Consider the following 25,997-nt stretch of genomic DNA (forward strand, 5'->3'; position numbering starts at 1 on the left):
AGGAGGGGCGACGCGTGTCGCGGCTCACCGGCTGGCGTGAGGGGAGACATTCCGACGAGCATACCCGTGCGGGAGTCGGGAGTCCCGGGAGGAGCACCGCGCCGGGCGGGCGCGCGGCACGATCACGGCGGGGTCCAGTCCGATCCGGCGACGGCCCAGCAGATCGAGATCCAGACGATCTGGCCGCCGATCCCGAGCAGGACCAGCGCGACCCGGAAGACCGGCGAGCGCGGCACCGCCAGCGCTCCGACGAGCGGGAACATCGGGCCCAGCAGCCGGAAGGTGCTCGACTGCGGGAAGAAGAACGCCAGCAGGTAGACGCCGTACCCGGCGACCCAGGCCCGGCTGAAGAGATCGAGCCGCCGTGTCCACGGTGCGGCGAGGATCCCGACGAACGCAGCCAGGAGGAGCACCACCAGCACGACGCCGACGGCCGGGGCCCCGAACCACCACGAGCCCCACCAGGCGCCGCCCTGGAACCACGGGGTCAGCGGGAGCAGCTCCTGGTAGCCGATGTAGACCGCACGCCACGCCAGCTCGGTGTCGGTGTACGCGGTCATCGACCCGGTGACGGCCCACGCCACGGCGGGCCAGAGGAAGCCGACCACGAGCCCCCACGCCGTCAGGCCCACGGCCGGCAGCCACTCCGACCGCGGGAACGGCTCCGTGCGGCGCCGGACGAACCGGTAGACGACGTACAGGCCGAGCGCGGCGGCGAAGGCGAGCCCGCTCGGCCGGGTCAGGCCCAGCAGCAGCACGACGGGCACGACCGCGAGCCAGCGCCGCCGCACCAGGAGGAGGAGCGTGACCGCGGTCAGGAGCATCGCCATCGACTCCGCGTAGGCGAGCTGCATCAGCGGCGAGGTCGGCGCCACGCAGAACAGCAGCACCGCCGTCAGCGACTGCGACTCGCCGAGGGAGTGCCGGAAGAGGCGGTACAGGACGAGGCAGGCTCCGGCTCCGCACAGGACGGAGACGGTCACGGCGGCCGGAGCCCAGGTGAGGCCGGTGAGCGCCATCAGCGCCTTCACGACGCCCGGGTAGAGCGGCATGAAGGCCCAGGCGTTCTCCCCCACGTGGCCGTCCTGCGTGATCGGCAGGAAGCCGGGATACCCGGTGGCCGCGATGATCTCGTACCAGCGGCCGTCCCACATCGACGCGAAGGCCGAGTAGGACGGGGAGGGTCCGGTCCACGGGTTCGCGAGCTGGTGCGCGGCGAACTGCAGCAGGATCACCGTCGTGACCACGCGGGTCGCGATGTACACCAGGAGGACGCGCGCCCACCACGGGACCAGGCGCAGGCGGAGGCGGACGGGGACGGCCGTGGCGGTCGCGCTCACGAGGACGCGGTCAGCCAGCGGCGGAGGCCCTCGGTGCACTCGGTGATCTCGTGCACCGCCACGCGCTCGTCGTCGGCGTGGGCCCGGAGCGGGTCGCCCGGTCCGTAGTTGACAGCCGGGATGCCCATGGCGGAGAACCGCGCGACGTCGGTCCAGCCGTACTTGGGCTTCGCCTCGGCTCCGACGGCCGCGAGGAAGGCCTGGGCCAGAGGTGCGTCCAGCCCCGGGCGGGCGCCCTCGGCCAGATCGTCCACCGTCACCTCGAACCCCTCGAAGAGCTCCTCGAGGTGGGCGAGCGCCTCCTCCCCGGACCGGTCGGGGGCGAAGCGGTAGTTGACCTGCACCGTGCAGAGGTCCGGGATCACGTTGCCCGCGACCCCGCCGGTGACGCGCACGGCGTTGACGCCCTCGCGGTACACGAGGCCCTCGACCTCGACCTCGCGCGGTACGTAGGCGGCGAGGCGGTCGAGGATCGGCGCCGCCGCGTGGATCGCGTTCTCGCCGACCCAGCTGCGGGCGGAGTGGGCGCGGACGCCGCGGGTGACCACGTCGACCCGGAGCGTCCCGTTGCAGCCGCCCTCCACTGCTCCGCTGGTCGGCTCGCCGAGCACGGCGAAGTCGGCGGAGAAGAGGTCGGGGCGGTGCCGGGAGAGACGGCCGAGGCCGTTGAGGTCCGCTGCGACCTCCTCGTTGTCGTACCACATCCAGGTGATGTCGACGGCCGGATCGGAGAGCTCGGCGGCGAGGACGAGCTGCACCGCCACTCCGGCCTTCATGTCGACGGTCCCGCGGCCGACCAGGTGCTCGACGCCGTCGATCGTCTCGGCGACGACGGGCAGGTTGCCGTTGACCGGCACCGTGTCGAGGTGCCCGGCGATCACGACGCGCTGGGCGAGGCCGAGGTTCGTCCGCGCCACGACGGTGTGGCCGTCGCGGATGACCTCGAGGTGGTCGTACTGCTCGAGCGCCCACTGCACCGCGTCCGCGATCTCGAGCTCGTCGCCCGAGACGGACGGGATGTCGCAGAGGATCCGCGTCAGGGCGACCGGATCGGTGCGCAGATCGAGCGGAGGGGCGGTGGTCGGATCGGCCATGCGCCCCAGGGTAGCGGCCGGACGCTCCGCGCTACCCTGATCGGCATGACCCTCGAGCACTCCGCAGACTCCTCCGCGCCCGCCTCCGCCTGGGGATACGGGCTCGCCACCGTGGCCGCCGACGGCACCGTCCTCGACACCTGGTTCCCGGAGCCGCGCCTCGGCACCATCCCGGCCGGCCGCGACCCCTGGATCGTGCCGGCGGAGTTCGAGGAGCAGGCCGGCGAGGATCCGCGCCGCGAGGTCCGCATCGACGTGGTCACGCTGCAGATCGACGTGCAGGCGCCGCCCGCCTCCACGTCCGACGCCTACCTGCGGCTGCACCTGCTCTCGCACCTCCTGGTCCGCCCCAACGAGGTGAACCTCGACGGCGTCTTCGCCCACCTGCCGAACGTGGTGTGGACGAACGCCGGTCCGGTCTCGCCGGAGTCGTTCACCCGCCTGCGCCCCTCGCTCCGGCGCCACGGCATCCAGGCCACCGGGATCGACAAGTTCCCGCGGCTGACCGACTACGTCACCCCCGCGAAGGTGCGCATCGCGGACACCTCGCGCGTCCGCCTCGGGGCGCATCTGGCACCCGGCACGACGGTGATGCACGAGGGCTTCGTCAACTTCAACGCCGGGACCCTCGGCAGCTCGATGATCGAGGGGCGCATCTCGCAGGGCGTCGTGGTCGGCGACGGCTCGGACATCGGCGGAGGCGCGTCCATCATGGGCACCCTCTCGGGCGGAGGAGTGCAGCGCGTCTCGATCGGCGCGCGGGCGCTGCTGGGTGCGAACTCGGGCATCGGCATCTCCCTCGGCGACGACACCGTCGTCGAGGCCGGCCTCTACGTGACCGCCGGCACCAAGGTCGTCGTGGTCGGCGGAGCGCCGCGCGCCGACGGCGCCCCGCAGACCGTGAAGGCCGTGCAGCTCTCGGGCGTGCCGAACCTGCTCTTCCGCCGCAACTCACTCACCGGAGCTGTCGAGGTCCTCCCCCGCACCGGCGCCGGCATCGAGCTGAACGCCGCCCTGCACGCCTGAGGACGGGCGTCCGGCGCCGCCGGGCCCAGCAGGCGGCACCCCGGGACGACCCGTGCTGATCGAGTCCGCGGCGACCACGCCGCTCTGCGTCCCGCCTCGAAGAAGAGGTTCGAGCCTCGGACGGCTGACGAGAGGCGGGTGCGCTGCACAGCGAGAGCCCGCCCCCGGCGGGGACGGGCTCTCGGGGACCGGTCAGCGGTCGGTCGGCCAGTGGCGCTCGGGTGACCCCATGTAGAGCTGCTGCGGGCGGCCGATCTTGGTCTGCTTGTCGGTGTTCATCTCGCGCCAGTGGGCGATCCAGCCGGGCAGGCGGCCGATCGCGAAGAGCACGGTGAACATCCGGGTCGGGAAGCCCATCGCCTTGTAGATGACGCCCGTGTAGAAGTCGACGTTCGGGTAGAGGCGCCGCTCCTTGAAGTAGTCGTCCTCGAGAGCGAGGGCCTCGAGCTCCATCGCGATGTCGAGCAGCGGGTCCTTCACGCCGAGGGCCTGCAGGACCTCGGAGGCGCTCTCCTTGACCAGCTTCGCGCGCGGGTCGTAGTTCTTGTACACCCGGTGGCCGAAGCCCATCAGGCGCACGCCCTCCTCCTTGCTCTTCACCCGCTCGACGAACGTCGACACGCTCTCGCCCGACTCGCGGATCCGGCCGAGCATGGTGAGCACCGCCTCGTTCGCTCCGCCGTGCAGGGGGCCGAACAGGGCGTTGATGCCTGCCGAGACGGAGGCGTAGAGGTTCGCCTCGGTCGAGCCGACGAGGCGGACGGTCGACGTCGACGCGTTCTGCTCGTGGTCCTCGTGGAGGATCAGGAGGCGGTCGAGCGCCTTCGAGAGCACCGGGTCGACCTGGTACTGCTCGGCCATCGTTCCGAAGTTGAGACGGAGGAAGTTGTCGACGAAGCTCAGCGAGTTGTCCGGGTAAAGGAACGCCTGGCCGATCGCCTTCTTGTGGGCGTACGCCGCCATCACGGGCAGCTTCGCCAGGAGGCGGATCGTGGTGAGCTCCACAGCCTCCGGATCCTTCGGGTTGGAGCTGTCCTCGTAGTACGTCGACAGGGCCGACACTCCGGCCGAGAGCACCGACATGGGGTGCGCGCTGTGAGGGAGCGCGTCGAAGAAGCGCTTGAGGTCCTCGTGGAGGAGCGTGTGGCGGCGGATGCGCTCGTCGAAGCCCGCGAGCTCGTCGGCCGTCGGCAGCTCGCCGTAGATGAGGAGCCAGGCCACCTCGAGGTAGGTCGCGTTGGTGGCCACCTCCTCGATCGGGTAGCCGCGGTAGCGGAGGATCCCCTGGTCGCCGTCGATGTAGGTGATCTGCGACTTGGTCGCCGCCGTGTTCACGAAGCCGTAGTCGAGCGACATGAAGCCGGTCTGCTTCGACAGGGTCGAGAAGTCGATGCTCGAGGAGCCGTCGACGCTGCGCAGGACCGGGAAGTCCGCGGTGCGGTCGCCGAAGGTGAGCGTGACCTTCTCGGGGAGCTCCTGCTCCGCCGGCGCGGGAGGCGGCGTCGTGGCGCTCCCGGTCGCGGGCTCCGTGGAGCCCACCGTCGCGGTTCCGTCGCTCTGCGTGCCGGATTCGGTCACAACGCCTCCCAGGTCGTCGCGGTCGCACCCCGGGAGCGCTCGCGCGGAGCGGGCGGCGCCGGGTCTGGATCGTGGTGCAGCCGGGGCCTCGCGAGGCGCCGTCGACCGAACCACATACAGCCTATGGGCAAAGCGGGGGCACTGTGACATCGCCCAGCGCTGGGGCCGGGTCCTTGTCGGAACCCGCCAGGATCGGCCGGGTCGAGCGCCTCAGAGGCCGCCGGACAGGCGCTCGACGGCCGCGTCGATCCGCTCGTCGGAGGCCGTCAGCGAGAGGCGCACGTGCTCGGGGAAGCCCTCCCCGTAGAAGACGCCGGGGCCCGCGAGGACGCCGAGGCGGGCGAGCCGGTCGATGGACTCCCAGGCCGCGCGGCCCTCGGTCGCCCACAGGTAGAGGCCGGCCTCGCTGCGGTCGATCCGGAAGCCCGCGGACTCGAGGGCGGGCCGGAGGCGGTCGCGGCGGGAACGGTAGCGCTCCTTCTGCGCGGCGACGTGCTCGTCGTCGGCGAGGGCGACGATCATCGCCTCCTGCAGCGGACCGGGCACGATCATGCCCGCGTGCTTGCGGACGGTCACCAGGCGCGCGATCAGGGCCGCGTCCCCGGCGACGAAGGCGGCGCGGTAGCCGGCGAGGTTCGACTGCTTGCTCAGCGAGTAGACGCCGAGGACCCCGGTGCGGTCCTCCCCCACCACGCGCGGGTCGAGGACGCTCGGGATCGGCTCGTCGGCCCAGCGGCCGTCCCAGCCGAGCTCGGCGTAGCACTCGTCCCCCGCGATCACGGCCCCCAGCTCACGGGCACGCGCGACGGCGCGCTGCAGGGCGGGCACGTCGAGCACGGCGCCATCGGGGTTGCCGGGAGAGTTGAGCCAGACCAGGCGGGTCGTCGCGGGCCATTCGGCCGGGTCGTCGGAGGCGAGCGCCTCGGCGCCGGCGATCGCCGCGCCCATCGCGTACGTCGGGTAGGCGGCGCGCGGATGCACGACCACGTCCCCCTCCCCGAGTCCGAGGAGGAAGGGCAGCCAGGCGACGAGCTCCTTGGAGCCGATCGTCGGCAGGACCTCGTCGATCCCGAGGCCCTCGACTCCGCGCCGCCGCGCGTACCAGGCGGCGATCGCCTCGCGCAGAGCGGGGGTGCCCACGGTCGTGGGGTACGCGTGCGAGTCCGTCGCGCGGGCGAGCGCGTCGCGGATCGGGGCGGGCGTCGGGTCCACCGGCGAGCCGATCGACAGGTCGACGATCCCGCCGGGGTGCTCCGCCGCCGTGCGGGCGAAGGGCGCCATCAGGTCCCAGGGGTAGTCGGGCAGCGCGCCGAGGGCCACGGGAGCGGCCTCAGTGGCTCTGCGGAGGCAGCGCCGCGATGACCGGGTGGTCCTTCGCGATCACGCCGACCTTGGCGGCTCCACCCGGGGAGCCGATCTCGTCGAAGAACTCGACGTTGGCCTTGTAGTAGTCGGACCACTCCTCGGGGAGGTCGTCCTCGTAGTAGATCGCCTCGACGGGGCAGACCGGCTCGCAGGCACCGCAGTCCACGCACTCGTCCGGGTGGATGTAGAGCGAGCGCTCGCCTTCGTAGATGCAGTCGACCGGGCACTCGTCGATGCAGGCGCGGTCTTTGACATCGACGCACGGAAGTGCGATCACGTAGGTCACGGTGCTCCAGGTCCCTTCGAACAGTGTGTCTATCGTACGGGGGCCGACGGGGCGTCGGCGTCCGCGGGCCGCGGGGCGGCGGCGGGAGCGGCCGCCCGCAGCCGCGGCCAGGCGATCACGACGAGGGCGATGAGGGCGGGGAGGAAGGTCCAGGCCACGCCGAGGCCGTTCGCCGGGACGAGGACGGATCCGCCGGTGCTGCGCAGGGCGAGCAGCCCGATCATCCCGAGCAGGCCCATCGCGGTGCAGAACGCGACGAACCGGTCGATGAGCACGAGGCGCAGCCCGAGCAGGAGCAGCAGCACGCCGGCGAGGGAGGCGGCGAGGCCGACCGGGAGGACGACACCGCCGACCGACACGGTGCTCTGATGGGCGACGGTCGTGATCGCTCCGACCACCGCGCCGACCAGGACTCCGGCGACGCCCGACAGCACGCGCGATCCCAGCGTCGGACGCTCCTCCGGCAGCGGCGCCGGACGCCCCGCCTGCGCGACCGGGCGGAAGCGCTCGATGCGGCCGATGGGGAACGGCGGACCGCTCGAGAGCCGGGCCTCGTCGCCCTCGACCACCAGCTGCGTCGCGTGCGCCTCGAGGGCCGCGCGCTTGCGGGCGTGGTCCTCGGCGGACAGCTCGATCACGACGTCCCCGGGGAGGGGCGGGGCCGCGTCGGGGAGGACGGCGAGGAAGCGCAGGCCCAGGCGCTCGGCGGCGCGCTCGGCGACCCGGGCGGTACGGACGTGGTCCGGGTGGCCGTAGCCGCCACCCGCGTCGTAGGACAGCACGACGCCCGCGTCGACCTGCCGGAGGACGGCGACGAGATCCGCCACCTCCTCGTCCTCGGGCGCGGCGGTGAAGGACGCGGGATGCACCGGCTCGAGCGGCACCGGGACGCGGCCTGTGCCCCACTGCATGCCGGAGTCCCGGTAGACGCGCGGAGCGAGGCCGGGTGCGCGGGCGCCCGCCTCGCCGAGGAAGCGGTGGTCGGCGACGCCGAGGGCCGTCAGGGCGACGACGAGCTCGGTCGTCCGGTGCGCGGCCAGCTCGGCCGAGCCCTCGAGCGGAGCGAGGTCCTCGGGGATGACCTCGCCGCACTCGCCCCGCGTGGCGGTGACGACGGTCACGGAGGCGCCCTGTGCCACCAGCCGCGCCAGGGTTCCGCCCATGGTGATCGTCTCGTCGTCGGGGTGGGCGTGCACCGCCACCACCCGCTCCGCTGCTGCGTCCCGGCCCGCGTCCACTCTCCGCCTCTCGTCCTGCGCGGCCTCCGCTGCGGGCGCTTCTGGACAGCGACCGGGCAGCGGACTACAGTCGACCCGGGTTAGGCAAGGCTTACCGAACAACGGAGGCCCGCCGACCGGATCGACTCGGGGCGGGAGTCGCCCCCTCCTCGTCCACCATCGACCAAGAGAACACGCGTGCTCGCAAACTACCTCATCGGCCTCCGCGAAGGCCTCGAAGCCGGCCTCGTCGTCGGCATCCTCGTGGCCTACCTGACCAAGCTCGGCCGGCGCGACGTGCTGCCGCGGCTCTGGACCGGTATCGCCGCCGCGATCGCGATCTCACTCGTCACCGGTGCGATCCTCACCTGGGGCCCCTCGACCCTGTCGTTCCAGGCTCAGGAGCTCATCGGCGGCGGCCTCTCGATCCTCGCGGTCGGCCTGGTCACCTGGATGATCTTCTGGATGGGCGCGAACGCCCGCAGCATGAAGGGCGACCTCGAGTCCCGGCTCGACGGCGCCGTCGCGGGTTCGGCCCTCGGCATCGTGGTCCTCGGCTTCATCAGCGTCGGCCGCGAGGGCATCGAGACGGCGCTCTTCGTCTGGGCGAGCGTGTCCTCGAGCACTGCGGGGTCGGGATCCAGCGCGTGGGTCGGCACGGTCGGCGCGATGCTGGGCATCCTCAGCTCGGTCGTCATCGCGTACCTGATCTTCCGGGGCTTCGTCCGGATCGACCTCGGGCGCTTCTTCACCTGGACGGGCGGCTTCCTCATCCTTGTCGCGGCCGGCGTCCTCTCCTACGGCGTCGGCGACCTGCAGGAGGCGTCGCTCCTGCCCGGCTGGGGCACCCCGCTGTTCTCGCTCGGCCCGATCCTCCCGCCGCCCGTGACCGCCGTGGTCGGCGGCCTCTTCAACTACACGCCCGAGCCGACCGCTCTGCAGTTCGCCGCCTGGCTGCTCTACCTCGTCGTCGTCGGCGCCCTGTTCGTCCGCCAGGTCCGCCTGCGCGGTCCGCGACGGGGCAGCGCGGCCCCGGTCGCCGCTCCCGCTCCCACCTCCGTCTGACCCGCTCCGGCACCGCCGGCGCACTCGCCCCGATCCAGGAGAAGCATGTCCTCGCGCGCTCGTCCCACCCTCCCCCGCGTCACCCTCGGCCTCGCCGGCGCCGGCGCCCTGGCGCTGATCCTCACGGGCTGCGTGCCGAACACCCCCGCGTCCTCCTCCTCCGCCGCGCTCGACGTCGCGATCAGGGACGACGCCTGCGAGGTGTCGACGGCGACCGCCGAGGCGGGAGCGGTGACGTTCTCACTGACCAACGGCGGCTCGGACGTCAACGAGTTCGAGATCCTGGCCGAGGACAAGCTGCGGATCGTGGGCGAGAAGGAGAACGTGACCCCGGGCCAGAGCGTCTCCTACGTCGCTCAGCTCGAGCCGGGCACCTACTACACCGCCTGCAAGTTCCAGCAGGTCGGCGCCCCGGTCGGGCTGAGCGAGTTCACCGTGACCGGTGAGGCCACCGCGCAGTCGGCGGATGAGAAGGCGGCGACGGAGGCGGCGGTCACCAACTACGTGGCGTACGTGAAGTCGCAGGTGGGCGAGCTGCTCCCCGCGGTGGCCGAGTTCGCGCAGGCCTACGAGGCCGGCGACGACGAGAAGGCGCGCGGCCTCTTCGCGTCGACCCGCGTCTTCTACGAGCGGATCGAGCCGACCGCGGAGGCGTTCGGCGACCTCGACCCGCGCATCGACTACCGCGAGGTCGACGCCGTCGCCGAGGGCCTGGACTGGACCGGCTTCCACCGCATCGAGAAGGACCTGTGGGCCCCCGCGGAGGGTGCGCTCAACTCCGACGGCACGAGCGCGCTCCTCGACTGGGCGCCCTCCACCCCCGAGCAGCGCGCGCAGTTCGGCCAGGGCCTCGTCGACGACGTGCAGAGCCTGGCCGACCTCGTGAACGCGCCCGGCTTCACCGTCTCGGTGGGCGACATCTCCAACGGCGCCATCGGCCTGCTCGACGAGGTCGCGGCCGGCAAGATCACGGGCGAGGAGGACTGGTGGTCGAGCACTGACCTCACCGACTTCGCCGCGAACGTCCAGGGCGCGGAGGTGGCGTTCGGCAACGTCGAGCCGATCGCGACCGCCAGCGGCGACGAGGGCGCCGACCTCACCGGACGGATCACGCAGCGGTTCTCCGAGCTCGACGCCCTGCTCGCGCAGTACGGCTCGATCGACTCCGGCTTCGCCGCGTACTCCACCGTCACCGCGGAGCAGAAGAAGGAGCTCTCGGACGCGGTCAACGCTCTCTCCGAGCCGCTCTCGCAGCTGACCCACACGGTGCTGGGCGTCGAGGAGCCGGCCGCGTAGTGGGCGCCGAGCAGCACGAGGGAGCCCGGCCGACGGATTCCGAGCAGCCCGCCGACGAGCCCCGCCGCCTCTCGCGGCGCGGGCTGCTCGGCCTCGTCTCGGCGGGGACGGCCGGGCTGGCCGCCGGAGTGGGCGGCACGGTGGCCGTCACATCGTCCGCGAGCGCGACGGCCTCCTCCGCCCCGCGCACCGTGCCGTTCTTCGGCGCGAACCAGGCGGGCATCACCACCGCCGCGCAGGACCGGCTGCACTTCGCCGCGTTCGACCTCGCCGCGGGCACCACGCGCGAGGACCTCGTCGAGCTCCTGAAGGACTGGACGCTCGCCGCCTCCCGGATGACCCAGGGCCTCGAGGTCGGCGAGAACGGCGCGGTGGACGGGCCGGACACGGCTCCCCCGGAGGACACCGGAGAGGCGCTCGGGCTCGACGCCGCGTCCCTCACCGTCACGGTCGGCTTCGGACCCACCCTCTTCACGGACGAGTCCGGCGCCGACCGCTTCGGCCTCGCCGACCGCCGGCCTCCGCAGCTGCAGGCCCTGCCCCGCTTCCGCGGCGACGCGCTCGTCCCCTCGGCCGGCGGCGGCGACTTGTGCATCCAGGCCTGCGCCGACGATCCGCAGGTCGCCGTGCACGCCATCCGCAACCTGAGCCGGATCGCGTTCGGCCGGGCCTCGCTCCGCTGGTCTCAGCTCGGCTTCGGCCGCACCTCCTCGACGTCCACCGCCCAGGCGACTCCGCGCAACCTCTTCGGCTTCAAGGACGGCACGGCGAACGTGAAGTCCGAGGAGGCCGACGCCGTCCAGGAGCACGTCTGGGTCCCCTCCTCCGACGGCCCCGCGTGGATGGTCGGCGGCAGCTACCTGGTCGCGCGGAAGATCCGGATGATCATCGAGACGTGGGACCGCAGCCAGCTGGGCGAGCAGGAGCGGGTCATCGGCCGCAGCAAGGGGTCCGGAGCGCCGCTCTCGGGCGGCACGGAGTCCACCGAGCCGGACTTCGCAGCGGCCGGCGCCACCGGTGCCCCGCTGATCGATCAGGAGTCGCACGTGCGCCTCGCGCATCCGAGCGTGAACAACGGAGTGCGGCTCCTGCGCCGCGGCTACAACTTCGTCGACGGCAACGACGAGCTCGGACGCCTGAACGCGGGGCTGTTCTTCCTCTCGTTCCAGCGCTCCCCGGAGCAGTTCGTCACCGTGCAGCGGAACCTCGCGACGGACGCACTGAACGAGTACGTGAAGCACGTCGGCTCGGCCGTGTTCGCGGTGCCGCCCGGTGCCCGCGACGAGACCGACTTCCTCGGCTCCGGCCTCTTCGCCTGATCCCTGAGAGGACCCGCACTCCGTCCCAGGATCCGGCGGGCTCACTCCACGGCGCGCCGAAGCCTCCGACCGTAGCGTCGTCGGCGATGTCCGGGAACAGTGCGAGAAGCGGCCTGACCAAGCGCGAGCGCCAGGAGCTCGCCCGAGCGCAGGCGCGGGAGCGCCGCGAAGCCGAGAGGCGCCGGCGGCGCCGGAACCGGCTGCTCGGGCAGGGCGGAGCGGTCGTCGGGCTCCTCGCGGTCGTGGCCCTGGTCTGCTGGAACGTCTGGTCGCAGCAGGAGGTCGCGAGCGCCGGCCCGGCGAACATGCTCAGCGACGGCATCGTCCTCGCGGGCGACGGCTCGGCCGTGACGGCGACGACGAGCGCGGCGATCGCTCCGGGAGCATCCCCCGTCCCGACCGATGAGAGCGCCACGCGGGCGGGCGGAGTCGTCGCCGTCGACCTCTACGTCGACTACCTCTGCCCGTACTGCGGGCAGTTCGAGAAGGCGAACGCCGAGCAGCTGCAGTCGTGGCTGACGAAGGGGGCGATCACGCTCGAGATCCACCCGGTGGCGATCCTCGACTCCTCCTCGGCCGGCTCCGAGTACTCCAGCCGGGCCGCGAACGCCGCGGCGTGCGTCGCCGACGAGGATCCAGACCGCTTCCTCGCCGTGAACGCGGCGCTCTTCGCGCAGCAGCCGGCGGAGGGGACGACGGGCCTCGACGACGACGCTCTGCGGGCGCTGGTGACCGGAGCGGGCGTCACCGACGACGACGTCCTCGCCTGCATGACCGGGGGCGAGTTCCGGCCCTGGGTGAAGGCCGCGACCGAGCGGGCCACCTCGCTCCCCCTCGCGAACTCCTCGCTGCCGAAGCTGGAGTCGACGCCCACCGTGCTGGTGAACGGCGAGCAGTACACGGGGAAGCCGGACGACGCGGCGGCGTTCGTCTCCTTCGTCACCTCGACGCTCGAGGCGGAGTCCTCGACCCCCTCTCCCTCTCCGAGTCCGGCGGGCTGATCCGGACCGCGAGGGACGGGATCGGCGCTGCACGCTGCAGCACCGGGGCGGAGACGACGAGACCGGCCGGAGCATCGCTCCGGCCGGTCTCGTCGTGGGCGGGCGCCGAGGCGCCCGGGGCTCAGCCCTGCTTCTTGAGGCGGCTCGTCATGCGCGCGCGGGCGTTCGCATCGAGCTCCACCTTGCGGATGCGGACGACCTCGGGGGTGACCTCGACGCACTCGTCCTCGCGGGCGAACTCGAGGCACTCCTCGAGCGTCAGCTGACGCGACGGCGTCATCGACTCGAAGGTGTCGGAGGTGGACTGACGCATGTTGGTCAGCTTCTTCTCCTTGGTGATGTTGACGTCCATGTCGTCGTTGCGCGAGTTCTCGCCGATCACCATGCCCTCGTAGACCTCCTCGGTGGGGTTCACGAAGAAGGTCATCCGCTCCTGGAGCGCGATGATGGCGAACGGGGTCACGACGCCGTTGCGGTCCGCGACGATCGACCCGTTGTTGCGGGTGACGATCGCGCCGGCCCACGGCTCGTAGCCGTGCAGGATCGCGTTCGCGATGCCGGTGCCGCGGGTGGTGGTGAGGAACTCGGTGCGGAAGCCGATCAGGCCGCGCGACGGGACGATGAACTCCATGCGGACCCAGCCGGTGCCGTGGTTCGACATGCCGTCCATGCGGCCCTTGCGGGCGGCGAGGAGCTGCGTGATCGCGCCGAGGTACTCCTCCGGAGCGTCGATCGTCAGGTGCTCGAAGGGCTCGTGCGTCTTGCCGTCGACCTGGCGGGTGACCACCTGGGGCTTGCCGACGGTCAGCTCGTAGCCCTCGCGGCGCATCTGCTCGACGAGGATGGCCAGCGCGAGCTCGCCGCGGCCCTGGACCTCCCACGAGTCGGGGCGTCCGATGTCGACGATCTTGAGCGACACGTTTCCGATGAGCTCGCGGTCGAGGCGGTCCTTGACCATGCGCGCCGTGAGCTTGTGGCCCTTCACCTTGCCGACGAGCGGCGAGGTGTTGGTGCCGATCGTCATCGAGATCGCCGGGTCGTCGACCGTGATGGCCGGCAGCGGGCGGATGTCCTCTGGGTCGGCGATGGTCTCGCCGATGGTGATCTCGGGGAAGCCCGCGATCGCGACGATGTCGCCGGGGCCCGCGGACTCGGCCGGGTAGCGGTCGAGCGCCTTGGTGATCAGCAGCTCGGTGATGCGCGCGTTGGTGTGGGTGCCGTCGTGGTGGACCCAGGCGACCGTCTGCCCCTTCTTGATCGTGCCGTTGAAGACGCGGAGGAGGGCGAGGCGGCCGAGGAACGGCGACGCGTCGAGGTTGGTGACGTGGGCCTGGAGGGGCGCGTCGTCGTCGTAGGTCGGCGCGGGGATGTGCTTGAGGATCGCCTCGAACAGCGGCTCCAGGTCCTCGGCGTCCGGCAGCGTGCCGTCCTCGGGCTTGTTCGCCGAGGCGCGGCCGGCCTTGCCGGAGGCGTAGACCACGGGGACGTCGAGGATCGCGTCGAGGTCGAGGTCCGGCACGTCGTCGGCCATGTCGGAGGCGAGGCCGAGGAGCAGGTCCTGGCTCTCGGCGACGACCTCGTCGATGCGCGCGTCGGGGCGGTCGGTCTTGTTGACCAGGAGGATGACGGGGAGCTTCGCCTCGAGCGCCTTGCGCAGCACGAAGCGGGTCTGGGGCAGCGGGCCCTCGGACGCGTCGACGAGGAGGCAGACGCCGTCGACCATCGACAGGCCGCGCTCGACCTCGCCGCCGAAGTCGGCGTGGCCCGGGGTGTCGATGACGTTGATGGTGATGGGACCGTCGCTCGCGTGCTTGCCGCTGTACGAGACAGCGGTGTTCTTCGCGAGGATCGTGATGCCCTTCTCGCGCTCGAGCTCGTTGGAGTCCATCGCGCGCTCGTCCACGTGGGCGTGCGCGTCGAAGGAGTTCGTCTGCTTGAGCATGGCGTCGACCAGCGTGGTCTTGCCATGGTCGACGTGGGCGACGATCGCGACGTTGCGCAGGTCGGAGCGGGTGGCACTTGCCATGGATACGGACTCGTCTCGTGTTCTCGTGCAAAAGGGGGACCATCCATCGTACCGCAGCGAGGCGTCCGCACGGCGAAGGGCCCCGGATCCCCGCTCCGGAGGGCTCCGAGGAGCGCTCCAGGCGGGGCCGGGGCCCTGGTGACGGTCGGTCAGACCGCGAACTCGATGCCGGCGCCGGGGATGGCGTCGAGCAGCTCGCGGGTGTACTCCTGCTGCGGCGAGTCGAACACGGTGTCCGTCGGGGCGTGCTCGACGATCCTGCCCTTCTGCATCACGCAGACGTCGTCGGCGATCACGCGGACCACCGCCAGGTCGTGCGTGATGAACAGGTAGGTCAGCCCGAGCTCGGCCTGCAGGTCGGCGAGGAGGCGGAGGATCTGCGCCTGGACGAGGACGTCCAGAGCCGACACGGCCTCGTCGAGCACCACGATCTCCGGCTTCAGCGCGAGCGCGCGGGCGATCGCCACGCGCTGGCGCTGGCCGCCGGAGAGCTCGTTCGGGTACCGGCTCGCGATCACGCGCGGGAGGGACACCTGGTCGAGCAGCTCGAGGACGCGCTCGCGCTGCGACGTCCGGTCGCCGACCTTGTGCACTCGCAGCGGCTCCGAGATGGTGTTGCCGATGTTGTGCAGCGGGTCGAGCGAGCCGTACGGGTCCTGGAACACCGGCTGCATGGAGCGCCGGAGCGCCAGCATGTCGCGGCCCTTGAGCTTCTCGGTCCGGCGACCGGCGATCGAGATCGCTCCGGACGTCGCCGTCTCGAGGCCCAGCACCAGGCGGGCGATCGTCGACTTGCCCGATCCGGACTCGCCCACGAGCGCCGTGGTGGTGCCCTTCGGGATCGAGAACGACACGTTGTCGACGGCGGTGAAGTCCTCGGCCTTCAGGCCGCCGCGGCGGATCTTGAAGACCTTCGTGAGGCCGTCGACCTCGATCATCGGGGCGCCCGAGGCGACCGCGCCGGCGTGGTGCGCGGCGCCCGCGCCGACCAGGTCGACCTCGCGCACGGCCTCCGACTCGCCGGAGACCGACTCCACGGCCCGGCCGGCCGTCGACTGGATGCGGCGCGACGCGAGGCTGGGCGCCGCCGCGATCAGGCGCTGCGTGTAGGGGTGCTGCGGGTTCTGCAGCACCTCCACCGAGGCGCCGGACTCGACGATGCGGCCCTTGTACATGACGATGAGCTTCTCGGCGCGCTCGGCGGCGAGGCCCAGGTCGTGCGTGATGAAGAGCAGCGCGGTGCCGTCGGTCTTCGTCAGCGTCTCGAGGTGGTCGAGGATCCGGCGCTGGACTGTGACGTCGAGCGCCGAGGTGGGCTCGTCGGCGATCAGCAGCTGGGGAGCCGCGGCCAGGCCGATGCCGATCAGCACGCGCTGGCGCATGCCGCCCGAGAACTGGTGCGGGAACTGCTTGAGGCGCTTCTCCGCGTCGGCGAGGCCCGCGTTCTGCAGGACCTCGATCGCCTTGGCGCGCACCTCCTTGCGACCGGTCGCGAGGCCGTTGGCCTTGATGGTCTCCTCGACCTGGAAGCCGACCGACCAGACGGGGTTCAGGTTCGACATCGGGTCCTGCGGGACGTAGCCGATCCGGCGGCCGCGAATGTCCTCGAGCTCGGTCCTCGTCGCCTTCGCGAGGTCCTTGCCGTCGAACAGCACGGAGCCGGCGGTGACCTGGCCGGTGCCGGGGAGCAGGCCGATGATCGCGGCGGCGGTCGTCGACTTGCCGGAGCCCGACTCCCCCACGATCGCGACGGTCTGGCCGTGCTCGATCGTGAGGCTCACGCCGCGGAGGGCGGGGACCAGTCCGCTGCCGGTCTGGAAGCCGACCTCGAGGTCGGTGACCTCGAGCAGCGGCCCGTGCGGTGCGTTCGGTGTCGTGGCGGTCATCGGAGGGCCCTCGCCTTCGGGTCGAGCGCGTCGCGGAGCGATTCGCCGAGGAGGATGAAGCTCAGCACCGTGACCGTCAGGGCGATCGACGGGTAGATCAGCGTCTGCGGGTTGGTGCGCAGATCGCGCTGGGCCTGGCTGATGTCGTTGCCCCACGACATGACCGAGCCGGGCAGGCCGACGCCGAGGAACGACAGCGTCGCCTCCGCGGTGATGGCCGCGCCGAGCGAGATCGTCGTGACGACGATGACGGGAGCGATCGAGTTCGGCAGCACGTGCCGGAACAGGATCGCCATGCGGGAGAGGCCGGTCGCGGTGGCGGCGCCGACGAAGTCGGCCTGCTTCACGCGGAGGACCTCGGAGCGCAGGACGCGCGCCGTCGTCGGCCAGGCGAACGCGCCGATCGCCAGGGCGATGACGAACACGTTCCGGTAGGCCGAGAAGACGGACATGATGACGACCGCGGCGAGGATGTAGGGGATCGAGAAGAAGATGTCGCCGAGGCGCATGATCACGGTGTCGACCCAGCCGCCGAAGAAGCCGGCCAGCGCGCCGCCGATGACGCCGGAGACCGTCGTGATCACGATCACGATGAGGCCGACGGTCAGCGACGTGGACGTGCCGTGGATGATCCGCGAGAAGACGTCGCAGCCCTGCTTGGTGTAGCCGAGCAGGCTGCCGTCGCCGGGGCCCTGGTTGCTGAACGAGAGCGCGCACTGGCGGGGGTCCACCGAGGTGAACAGGCCCGGGAACAGCGCGACGGCGATGATGACGAGGATCAGGACGCCCGAGATCCAGAACATGGGCCGCTTGCGCAGGTCGCGCCACGCGTCGGTCCAGAGGTTGCTGGGCTTCTCGTCGAGGCTGACGGCGTCGACCGACGCGATCGGCGTCTCCTCGAGCGGGGCCACGAAGTGGTCGATGCGGCGGGCCTTCTGCGCGCCGCCGGTGGACTCATTTGGCATAGCGGATCCTCGGGTCGAGTACGGCGTAGAGCAGGTCGACGAGGATGTTCACCACGAGGTAGAACAGCACCATGACCGTGACGAAGGAGACGACGGTCGGCCGCTCACCTCGGATGATCGCCTGATAGAGCGTGTTCCCGACTCCGGGAACGTTGAAGATGCCCTCGGTCACGGTCGCGCCGACGATCAGGAGGCCGAAGTCGGCTCCGAACTGCGTCGTGACCGGGATGAGCGAGTTGCGCAGGACGTGCACGGGGATGACGCGGCGTCGCGAGAGCCCCTTGCTGTACGCGGTGCGGACGAAGTCCGAGCCGGCCGTCTCGATGACCGAGCCGCGCGTGAGGCGGATGGCCGAGGCGACCACGAACAGGGCGAGCACGATCGCGGGCAGCAGCAGCCTCTGGAACGACGCGTCGGCTCCGACGGTCGGAGGGAACCATCCCAGCTGGATCGCGAAGAAGGACTGCGCGATGAAGCAGAGCACGAAGATCGGCACCGACACGAGCAGGAGGCTGACGACCAGCGCGCTCGCGTCGAAGAAGCTGCCCTTGCGCAGACCGCTGATGAGACCGATGGTCAGCGCGACGACGATCTCGATGACGATCGCCATCATGGCGAGCGTCAGGGTGACCGGGAAGGTGCGGGCGAGGATCTCGTTGACGGACTGGCCGGAGAACGAGATGCCGAAGTCGCCGCGGACGACGCCTCCCAGGTAGTACAGGTACTGGACGAAGAAGGGCTCGTTCAGGTGGTACTGCTCCTCGAGGCGGGCGAGGAGTGCGGGGCTCGGCGTCTTGTCGCCGAAGAGCGACAGGAGCGGGTTCCCCGGCATGGAGAAGACCATGAAGTAGATGAGGAACGTGGTGCCGATGAGCACGGGGACGGCTTGCAGGATGCGTCGGACGATGTAGGCGAGCATGTCAGCCCAGCCGGTTCCGGAGTCGCATGGATGGGGACCTCATTCGATTGTGACCGAAACAGGGCGCTCCGCCCGTGCCGTGACCTGGTGGCCGACGGCACGGGCGAAGCGCCCCAGTGGTTCGAGCTTAGTTCTTGGTGATCTCGTAGTAGAGCGGCACCGAGTTCCAGCCGAACTCGACGTTCGACACGCCCTCGCCGTAGCCGCCGGTCACGTTCGCGTACCACAGGGGCAGCGACGGGAGGTCCTTCAGGAGGATCTCCTGGGCCTGCTGGAACGTCGTGTTCGCAGCGTCGGCGTCGGCGTCCGACAGGCCCTGCTGGAGCAGGGTGTCGAACTCGGGGTTCGAGTAGTCGCCGTCGTTGGACGAGGCGCCGGTCACGTAGAGCGGTCCGAGGAAGTTGTAGAGGCTCGGGTAGTCGGCCTGCCATCCGGTCCGGAACGCGGTCTCGATCGAGCGGTCGACGATCTTGGTGCGCGCCTCGGCGAAGGTCGGGTACGCGTCGCCCTCGGCGTCGATGCCCAGCGTGTTCTTGATCGAGTTGGTCACCGCGTCGACCCAGCCCTGGTGGCCGCCGTCGGCGTTGTAGGCGATCTTGAAGGTGCCGTCCCAGGGGCTGATCGCGTCGGCCTGAGCCCACAGCGCCTTGGCCTCGTCGGGGTTGTACTCGAGCACGTCGGCGCCGGAGAGGGCGTCGCTGTAGCCGTCGATCACCGGGGAGGTGAAGTCGGAGGCCGGGGTGCGGGTGCCCTCGAAGATCACGTCGGTGATCTCCTTGCGGTCGAAGGACATCGAGATCGCCTGGCGGCGGAGCTGGCCCTCCTCGCCGTCGAAGTGCGGAAGACGGCCCGGGATGGTGAAGGACTGGAACACGGCCGAGGGCTGGTTCACGGCGCGGTCGCCGAGGTCGCTCTCGAAGGTGCCGAAGGCGGAGTCCGGGATCTGGTCGATCACGTCGACGTTGCCGCCGAGGAGGTCGGCGTAGGAGGCGTCCTGGGTGGCGTAGAAGACGATCTTCAGGCCGCCGTTCTGGGCCTCGCGGGGGCCGGTGTACTCGTCGTTCTTGACGAGCTCGATCTGGACGTCGTGCTGCCACGCGTCGTCGCCGTCGAGCTTGTACGGGCCGTTGCCGATCGGGTTCTCGCCGAAGGCGGCCATGTCGTCGAACGCGGCGGCGGGCAGCGGGTAGTACGCCGAGTAGCCGAGGCTGATCGGGAAGTCCGACTGGGGGGACTTGAGCGCGACGGTGAAGGTGGTGTCGTCCACGGCCTTGAGGCCGGTGAGCTCGCTGTCCTCGGTGTCGCTGAAGCCCTCGAAGTTCGAGAAGAACGACGCGCTGAGCTGGTTGTTCGACAGCTTGGCGCCGTAGTTCCAGGCGTCGATGAACGAGCTGGAGGTGACCGGGTCGCCGTTCGTGAAGGTCAGGCCCGACTTGATTGTGATCGTGTAGTTCTGCGCGTCGTCCGACTCGATGGACTCGGCGACGTCGTTCTCGGGGGCGCCCTTGGCGTCGTAGTAGACCAGGCCCGCGAAGATCTCGTCGAGGATCTTGCCGCCGCCCACCTCGTTGGTGTTCGTCGGGATCAGCGGGTTCTGCGGCTCGGAGCCGTTCGTGGAGATGATCGCGGCGGCGTCGCCTCCCGATGCACCTCCGCCCGAGTCGTTCGAGCTGCTGCAGCCGGCCAGGACCAGCGTGCTCGCGGCGACGAGCGCCAGAGCCCCGAATCCGTAACGTCTGATGTTCACTATTCCTCCAGTGATGTGGGGGCGCGCGAGAAGTGGTTTCCCTGACGCGTGGAGTGCCGTGCGCGTGGCGACGGCGGCGGCGCACGAGACTGGTGGCCGTCGCGCGGATGCCTTCAACGAGACTATGTATTCGCCCGCTATCTGCACAAAAGCATGTGGCAACCGTTACACAGCGGTAACCGGGAGGTGGAATCCTTGCGCTGTTCTGCACGAAACGTGCGTACCGGGTGGCCGTCGCGCAACACATCGACTTCAGAGGAGACGCACGGAGTGTCCACCGACCTGTCAGGATCCGCGCCCGGACGGCGCCGGATCCGCATCGAGATCCTGCTGGTCCTCGGGCTCTCGCTGGGCGCCTCCGCGGTCTACTCGGTGGTCTCCATCGCCAACCGGCTCACCCGCTCGACCGCACTGGCCGACCAGACCGCGACGATCAACGGCGCCCTCAGCGACCGCCCGGGCTTCGACCTCGTCTACCAGCTGCTCGCGCTCTTCTTCGACCTGGTGCCGGTGGCCCTCTGCGCGTTCCTGCTCTGGCAGAGCTCGGGCCGTCCGCTCGGGCGCCTGGGGCTCGACCTGCGCCGGCCGTTCGCGGACCTGGGGACCGGGACCGTCCTCGCGGTGGCGATCGGCGCGCCGGGCATCGCGCTGTACGCCCTCGGACGCGCGCTGGGCATCACCGTGGCGGTGGTGGCCTCGCCGCTGGACGCGTACTGGTGGACGGTGCCGGTGCTCGTGCTCTCCGCGATCCGGGCGGGAGTGCAGGAGGAGGTCGTCGTGATCGGGTACCTCTTCGCCCGCCTGGGCGATCTGGGCTGGGGGCGGTGGCGGATCCTGGTGACCAGTGCGCTGCTCCGGGGCAGCTACCACCTGTACCAGGGCATCGGGCCCTTCATCGGGAACGTGGTCATGGGCCTGGTGTTCGGACTGTTCTACCAGCGCTTCGGACGCACCCTGCCCCTGGTGATCGCCCACTCGATCATCGACATCGTCTCGTTCGTCGGCTACCCGCTGGCCGTCGCCCTCTGGCCCGAGCTGTTCGCGCCGCCGGCTCCGCGGCCGTGACGACGGACCGATCGCATTTGAGGAGCCGCAGGACCGCGCAGCGGCTCTCCACTGCCGCGGCGTGACGCCCGCACGGTGGAGCTGCTCGCTCGTCGCGACTCCGTCGAGCCCTGCCGGCACCTCCACCACGCGTTCCACACGGTCGGGCTCCCTCGTGCATCGGAGTCGCCGTGCGCCGTTCCCCCCGGATCGGGAGAACTGCGCCCCACTCCGCGCCTGTGCGGGACCGACGGTGTCCGCAGCCGAGGGTGGGAGATGACAGGACGGGCTCGAGGCTCCGTTCCTGCTCTCTCACCCTCGGTTGCGGACGAGCGCGTGCGGGCGGATCAGGCGAAGGCCTCGATGGGCGGGCAGGCGCAGACGAGGTTGCGGTCGCCGTAGGCCTGATCGATCCGGCGGACCGGCGGCCAGTACTTGCCGCGCACCAGCGAGCGGACCGGGTAGACGGCCTGCTCGCGGCTGTAGGGGTGCGTCCACTCCTCGGCCGTCAGGCACTCGGCGGTGTGCGGGGCGCCGCGCAGCGGGTTGTCGTCCACCGGCCACTCCCCCGCGCCGACGCGGTCGGCCTCCGCCCGGATCCCGATCATCGCGTCGATGAAGCGGTCGATCTCTACGAGGTCCTCGCTCTCCGTCGGCTCGACCATCAGGGTCCCGGCGACGGGGAAGCTCATGGTCGGGGCGTGGAAGCCGTAGTCGACGAGGCGCTTGGCGACGTCGTCCACGGTCACTCCGGTCGCCGCCGTCAGCGGACGGATGTCGAGGATGCACTCGTGGGCGACGAGCCCGTTGTCCCCCGTGTAGAGCACCGGGTAGTGCTCGCGGAGGCGCGCGGCGACGTAGTTGGCCGAGAGGACGGCCGCCCCGGTCGCGGCCCGCAGGCCCTCCTCGCCCATCATCCGGGCGTACGCCCACGAGATCGGCAGGATGCCGGGGCTGCCGTAGGGCGCTGCCGACACCGGTGCGCCGCCGTGGACGATCCGCTCGCCCTGCGTGCCCACGCCGTGCTCGAGCCGCTGCGCGAGCGGGTGACCGGGCAGGAACGGCGCGAGGTGCGCCTTCGCGGCGACGGGACCGACGCCGGGACCGCCTCCGCCGTGCGGGATGCAGAACGTCTTGTGCAGGTTGAGGTGCGAGACGTCGCCGCCGAAGTCTCCGAAGCGGGCGAAGCCCAGAAGCGCGTTGAGGTTCGCGCCGTCCACGTACACCTGTCCGCCGGCCTCGTGGACGAGGCGGCAGATCTCGGCGACCTCGTGCTCGTAGACGCCGTGGGTCGACGGGTAGGTGATCATCAGCGCGGCGAGGGAGCCCGCGTGCTCGGCAATCTTCGCCCGGAGGTCGTCCAGGTCGACGTTGCCGAGCTCGTCGCAGGCCACGACGACGACGCGCATGCCGGCGAGGACCGCGCTCGCGGCGTTGGTGCCGTGGGCGCTCGAGGGGATCAGGCAGACCGTGCGGTCCTCGTCGCCGTTCGACCGGTGCCAGCCGCGGATCGCCAGCAGGCCCGCGAGCTCGCCCTGCGAGCCGGCGTTGGGCTGGAGCGACACGGAGTCGTAGCCGGTGAGGTGGGCGAGCCACCCCTCCAGCTGGTCGATCAGCGCCAGGGAGCCCTGCACGTCCGCCTCGGGGGCGAACGGGTGCAGGTCCGCGAACTGGGGCCAGCTGACCGCCTCCATCTCGGTGGCGGCGTTGAGCTTCATGGTGCAGGAGCCGAGCGGGATCATGCCGCGGTCCAGCGCGTAGTCCGAGTCGGCGAGGCGCTTGAGGTAGCGCATCATCGAGGTCTCGCTGTGGTGGCTGCTGAAGACCGGGTGCACGAGGAACGGCGTGCGGCGGTCGAGCTCGGCGGGGATGCTCCGCGCGGAGCCGCTGAGGAAGCCGAACGACGAGTCCAGCTGCCCGACGGCGGTCGCGACGGCGATCACCTCGAGGTCGGTGACCGTCTCGTCGATCGACACCGAGACCGTGTCGGCGTCGACCAGGCGCACGTCGAAGCCGGCCTGGCGGGCGCGGGCGACCGCCGCCTCCGCGCCGCCGGGCACGACGACCGAGACGGTGTCGAAGAAGTCGGCGTGCCGGAGGGAGTGGCCCCGGTCGAGGAGGAGGCGCGCGAGGAGCGCGGCCCGGCCGTGCACGCGCTCGGCGATCGCGGCGAGCCCGTCCGGCCCGTGGTAGACCGCGTACATCGCCGCCATGACCGCCAGGAGGACCTGCGCGGTGCAGATGTTCGAGGTCGCCTTCTCGCGGCGGATGTGCTGCTCGCGGGCCTGGAGGGACAGGCGGTAGGCGGGGTGGCCGTCCGCGTCCTGGCTGACGCCGACGAGGCGGCCGGGCAGCTGGCGCTCGAGTCCCTTGCGGACGGCGAGGTAGCCGGCGTGCGGTCCTCCGAAGCCCAGCGGGACGCCGAAGCGCTGCGTGGTGCCGACCGCGACGTCCGCGCCGAGCTCGCCCGGCGAGCGCACCAGGGTCAGCGCGAGCAGGTCGGCGGCGACGACGGCCAGGCCGCCGTGGGCCTTCACCGCGGCGAGCACCGCCGACGGGTCCCAGAGGTGCCCGGACGCGCCGGGGTACTGCACGAGGGCGCCGAAGCACTCCGGCACCTCCTCCGCGGCGGTGCGCGAGAGCGGGAGCTCGACGATGCGGATGCCGACGGCCTCCGCGCGGCCGCGCAGCAGCGCGAGGGTCTGCGGGAGAGCGTCGGAGTCGACGACGAAGACGTCGGTGCGCGCCTTCGAGGCGCGGCGCGCGAGCAGCATCGCCTCGACGACGGCCGTACCCTCGTCGAGCATCGACGCGCCGGCCGTGTCGAGGCCGGTGAGGTCGGAGACCATCGTCTGGAAGTTGATCAGCGCCTCCAGGCGCCCCTGCGAGATCTCGGGCTGGTACGGCGTGTAGGCCGTGTACCAGCTGGGGTTCTCGAGCACGTTGCGCTTGATCACGGCGGGGGTGTGCGTGCCGTAGTAGCCGAGGCCGATCATCGGCCGACGCACCGCGTTCCTCGCGGCGAGGGCGCGCAGCTCGGCGAGCGCCTCCGTCTCGGTGGCCGGAGCGGGCAGCACCTGCGGGAGGTCGCGGACGTGGATCGACTCGGGGACGGCGGCGGTGACGAGCTCCTCCACGGAGTCGTAGCCGAGAGCCGCGAGCATGGTGCGCTGCGCGTCGGCGTCGGTCCCGATGTGGCGGGACTCGAAGGCGCCGGGGGTCCTGGTGGCCGCCATCTACTCGCCGACCAGCTCGGTGTAGGCGGCGGAGTCGAGGAGGCCGTCGGGCAGGGCGTCGAAGCGGACCCGGATCAGCCACCCCTCGCCGAACGGGTCGGAGTTGACGAGCTCGGGGCTGTCGACGACGGCCGTGTTGGCCTCGAGGACCTCGCCGTCGACGGGGGCGAACAGCTCGCCCACCGACTTGGTCGACTCGATCTCGCCGACGACGCTGCCGCCCTCGACGCGGGCTCCCGCCTCGGGGAGCTCGACGAAGACGACGTCGCCCAGCTTGTCCGCGGCGTATGCGGTGATGCCGACGGTCGCGACCTCTCCGTCGACCCGGATCCACTCGTGGTCGGAGGTGTACTGCAGCTCGGTGGGCACGGCCATGTCAGTTCTTCTTTCTCGAGTAGAAGGGGAGCTCGGTGACGGTCATCGGGAGGCGCGTGCCGCGGATGTCGACGGCGAGCGCCGTCCCGGGCTGCGCGGAGGCGGGGGCGACGTAGGCCATCGCGATCGGGACGCCCAGGGTCGGCGAGAGGACGCCGCTGGTGACCACTCCGACCTCGTCGTCGCCGGAGAGGACGGTGTAGTCGGCACGGGCGGCGCGGCGGCCCTCGCCAACGAGCCCGACGAGCACGGGAGCGTCTCCGGAGGGACCCTCCTCGCTGGCCGCGCGGCCGACGAAGTCGATCGGCTTCCCGAAGGCGACGACGCGGCCGAGGCCGGCCTGTGCGGGGAAGACGTCGCGGGAGAGTTCGTGGCCGTAGAGCGGCATGCCCGCCTCGAGGCGGAGGGTGTCGCGGGCGGCGAGGCCGGCGGGGACGAGGCCCGCTCCGGCGCCGGTCTCGGCGAGAGCCTGCCAGAGCGTGGGAGCGGAGTCGGGCGAGACGTAGATCTCGAAGCCGTCCTCGCCTGTGTACCCGGTGCGCGCGATCAGGATCGGGTGCGCCTCGAAGGTCGCGGGCACGGCGCGGTAGTAGCGCAGCTCCGCGAGCAGGCGGGCGGCGTCGTCCGTGTCGAGCACCGACTCCGCTCCCCGCTCGGTCTCGACGGCGAGGCCCTGGACGTTCTGCAGGATCTCGAGCGAGCGCGGGCCCTGCAGCGCGATGAGGGCGACGTCGTCGCTCTCGTCGAACAGCTCGCACTCGAACATCGCGGTGCGGTCGCGGAGCGTCTCGACGACGATGTGCCGGTTGGCCGCGTTCGCGACGACCATGAAGCGGTCCTCGCCCGTGCGGTAGACGACGAGGTCGTCGATCACGCCGCCCGTGCGCTCCAGGAGAAGGGTGTACTTCGCGCGGCCGGCGGCGACGGCCGAGATGTCGCTCGCCAGCGCGTAGTCGAGGGCGTCGACCGCCTCGGGGCCGACGACGAGGATCTCGGCCATGTGCGAGAGGTCGAAGAGGCCGGCGGCGGTGCGCACGGCGTGGTGCTCGGCGAGATCGCCGGAGTAGCGGACCGGCATCTGCCACCCGGCGAAGTCGGTGAAGGACGCGCCGGCGGCGACGTGCACCTCGTGCAGGGGCGAGTAGCGGGCTTCGGGGCTGGTCGTCGGGGTCTCGGACATGAGTTCTCCATTTCGTCGCAGTGCTGGACTCG

At 71.3% G+C, this 25,997-nt stretch carries 20 protein-coding genes; 6 read left to right on the forward strand and 14 right to left on the reverse strand.

Going from position 1 to position 25,997, the window contains the following annotated elements; genetic code table 11:
- Nucleotides 1-122 precede the first annotated feature (122 nt).
- Together C5C37_RS09945 and dapE are read right to left on the reverse strand one after the other, a co-directional pair.
- On the reverse strand, nt 123-1,340 hold the full coding sequence (locus C5C37_RS09945; RefSeq protein WP_258065743.1) for a hypothetical protein: 1,218 nt from the start codon (nt 1,338-1,340) through the stop codon (nt 123-125).
- Entirely contained in the window at nt 1,337-2,434 is a 1,098-nt protein-coding gene (gene dapE / locus C5C37_RS09950; protein WP_104272627.1) for a succinyl-diaminopimelate desuccinylase, read from the reverse strand. The genes C5C37_RS09945 and dapE overlap by 4 nt, the downstream gene beginning before the upstream one ends.
- 45 nt (nt 2,435-2,479) lie before the next feature.
- Between dapE and dapD the strand changes: the two genes are divergently transcribed.
- Nucleotides 2,480-3,460, forward strand: a complete 981-nt coding sequence (dapD, locus tag C5C37_RS09955) for a 2,3,4,5-tetrahydropyridine-2,6-dicarboxylate N-succinyltransferase (protein ID WP_104246605.1) — start codon at nt 2,480-2,482, stop codon at nt 3,458-3,460.
- Nucleotides 3,461-3,652: 192 nt separating this feature from the next.
- Here dapD and C5C37_RS09960 read toward each other — a convergent pair whose 3' ends face one another.
- The 4 genes from C5C37_RS09960 to C5C37_RS09975 all read right to left on the reverse strand — a co-directional run bounded on the left by C5C37_RS09960 (nt 3,653) and on the right by C5C37_RS09975 (nt 7,927).
- Entirely contained in the window at nt 3,653-5,038 is a 1,386-nt protein-coding gene (locus C5C37_RS09960; RefSeq protein ID WP_258063160.1) for a citrate synthase, read from the reverse strand.
- Between the two features lie 210 nt (nt 5,039-5,248).
- Nucleotides 5,249-6,358, reverse strand: coding sequence for a succinyldiaminopimelate transaminase (gene dapC / locus C5C37_RS09965; protein ID WP_104246606.1), 1,110 nt, complete (start codon nt 6,356-6,358; stop codon nt 5,249-5,251).
- Nucleotides 6,359-6,368: 10 nt separating this feature from the next.
- Nucleotides 6,369-6,689, reverse strand: coding sequence for a ferredoxin (gene fdxA / locus C5C37_RS09970; protein ID WP_104222984.1), 321 nt, complete (start codon nt 6,687-6,689; stop codon nt 6,369-6,371).
- 29 nt (nt 6,690-6,718) lie between these two features.
- Nucleotides 6,719-7,927, reverse strand: a complete 1,209-nt coding sequence (locus C5C37_RS09975) for a PIG-L family deacetylase (RefSeq protein WP_146083675.1) — start codon at nt 7,925-7,927, stop codon at nt 6,719-6,721.
- Nucleotides 7,928-8,104: 177 nt separating this feature from the next.
- Between C5C37_RS09975 and efeU the strand changes: the two genes are divergently transcribed.
- The 4 genes from efeU to C5C37_RS09995 all read left to right on the forward strand — a co-directional run bounded on the left by efeU (nt 8,105) and on the right by C5C37_RS09995 (nt 12,587).
- Nucleotides 8,105-8,971: an iron uptake transporter permease EfeU gene (gene efeU, locus C5C37_RS09980; protein WP_104225548.1), complete on the forward strand. Its 867-nt coding sequence runs from the start codon at nt 8,105-8,107 to the stop codon at nt 8,969-8,971.
- Between the two features lie 45 nt (nt 8,972-9,016).
- Nucleotides 9,017-10,267, forward strand: a complete 1,251-nt coding sequence (gene efeO, locus C5C37_RS09985) for an iron uptake system protein EfeO (RefSeq protein ID WP_104237549.1) — start codon at nt 9,017-9,019, stop codon at nt 10,265-10,267.
- Nucleotides 10,267-11,586, forward strand: a complete 1,320-nt coding sequence (gene efeB, locus C5C37_RS09990; protein ID WP_104291539.1) for an iron uptake transporter deferrochelatase/peroxidase subunit — start codon at nt 10,267-10,269, stop codon at nt 11,584-11,586. The genes efeO and efeB overlap by 1 nt, the downstream gene beginning before the upstream one ends.
- A gap of 86 nt (nt 11,587-11,672) precedes the next feature.
- Nucleotides 11,673-12,587, forward strand: a complete 915-nt coding sequence (locus tag C5C37_RS09995) for a thioredoxin domain-containing protein (RefSeq protein ID WP_104222979.1) — start codon at nt 11,673-11,675, stop codon at nt 12,585-12,587.
- A 121-nt stretch (nt 12,588-12,708) separates the two neighbouring features.
- Here the strand turns inward: C5C37_RS09995 and typA are convergent, their stop codons facing one another.
- The 5 genes from typA to C5C37_RS10020 form a co-directional block, all read right to left on the reverse strand.
- Nucleotides 12,709-14,613 (reverse strand): translational GTPase TypA, encoded by a 1,905-nt coding sequence (gene typA, locus C5C37_RS10000; protein WP_104222978.1) that lies wholly within the window; start codon nt 14,611-14,613, stop codon nt 12,709-12,711.
- Between the two features lie 149 nt (nt 14,614-14,762).
- The gene (locus tag C5C37_RS10005; RefSeq protein ID WP_104260189.1) at nt 14,763-16,499 is read right to left on the reverse strand and encodes an ABC transporter ATP-binding protein; all 1,737 of its coding nucleotides are present in this window, start codon (nt 16,497-16,499) and stop codon (nt 14,763-14,765) included.
- On the reverse strand, nt 16,496-17,464 hold the full coding sequence (locus C5C37_RS10010) for an ABC transporter permease (RefSeq protein WP_104222976.1): 969 nt from the start codon (nt 17,462-17,464) through the stop codon (nt 16,496-16,498). Before C5C37_RS10010 ends, C5C37_RS10005 begins: the two co-directional genes overlap by 4 nt.
- Nucleotides 17,454-18,383 (reverse strand): ABC transporter permease, encoded by a 930-nt coding sequence (locus tag C5C37_RS10015; protein ID WP_104222975.1) that lies wholly within the window; start codon nt 18,381-18,383, stop codon nt 17,454-17,456. Before C5C37_RS10015 ends, C5C37_RS10010 begins: the two co-directional genes overlap by 11 nt.
- A 127-nt stretch (nt 18,384-18,510) precedes the next feature.
- On the reverse strand, nt 18,511-20,130 hold the full coding sequence (locus C5C37_RS10020; RefSeq protein WP_104315220.1) for an ABC transporter substrate-binding protein: 1,620 nt from the start codon (nt 20,128-20,130) through the stop codon (nt 18,511-18,513).
- Between the two features lie 270 nt (nt 20,131-20,400).
- Between C5C37_RS10020 and C5C37_RS10025 the strand changes: the two genes are divergently transcribed.
- Nucleotides 20,401-21,195, forward strand: coding sequence for a CPBP family intramembrane glutamic endopeptidase (locus tag C5C37_RS10025; protein ID WP_258066877.1), 795 nt, complete (start codon nt 20,401-20,403; stop codon nt 21,193-21,195).
- A 326-nt stretch (nt 21,196-21,521) separates the two neighbouring features.
- Here C5C37_RS10025 and gcvP read toward each other — a convergent pair whose 3' ends face one another.
- The 3 genes from gcvP to gcvT are packed head-to-tail and all read right to left on the reverse strand — an operon-like array spanning nt 21,522 to nt 25,965.
- Nucleotides 21,522-24,410 (reverse strand): aminomethyl-transferring glycine dehydrogenase, encoded by a 2,889-nt coding sequence (gene gcvP / locus C5C37_RS10030; RefSeq protein WP_104338884.1) that lies wholly within the window; start codon nt 24,408-24,410, stop codon nt 21,522-21,524.
- Nucleotides 24,411-24,785, reverse strand: a complete 375-nt coding sequence (gene gcvH, locus C5C37_RS10035) for a glycine cleavage system protein GcvH (protein WP_104237541.1) — start codon at nt 24,783-24,785, stop codon at nt 24,411-24,413.
- A gap of 1 nt (nt 24,786) precedes the next feature.
- Entirely contained in the window at nt 24,787-25,965 is a 1,179-nt protein-coding gene (gene gcvT, locus C5C37_RS10040) for a glycine cleavage system aminomethyltransferase GcvT (protein ID WP_104222970.1), read from the reverse strand.
- Between the last annotated feature and the right edge of the window lie 32 nt (nt 25,966-25,997).

Origin of the sequence: Rathayibacter sp. AY1F9 (assembly GCF_002932155.1) — a bacterium.
Taxonomy (GTDB): Bacteria; Actinomycetota; Actinomycetes; order Actinomycetales; family Microbacteriaceae; genus Rathayibacter.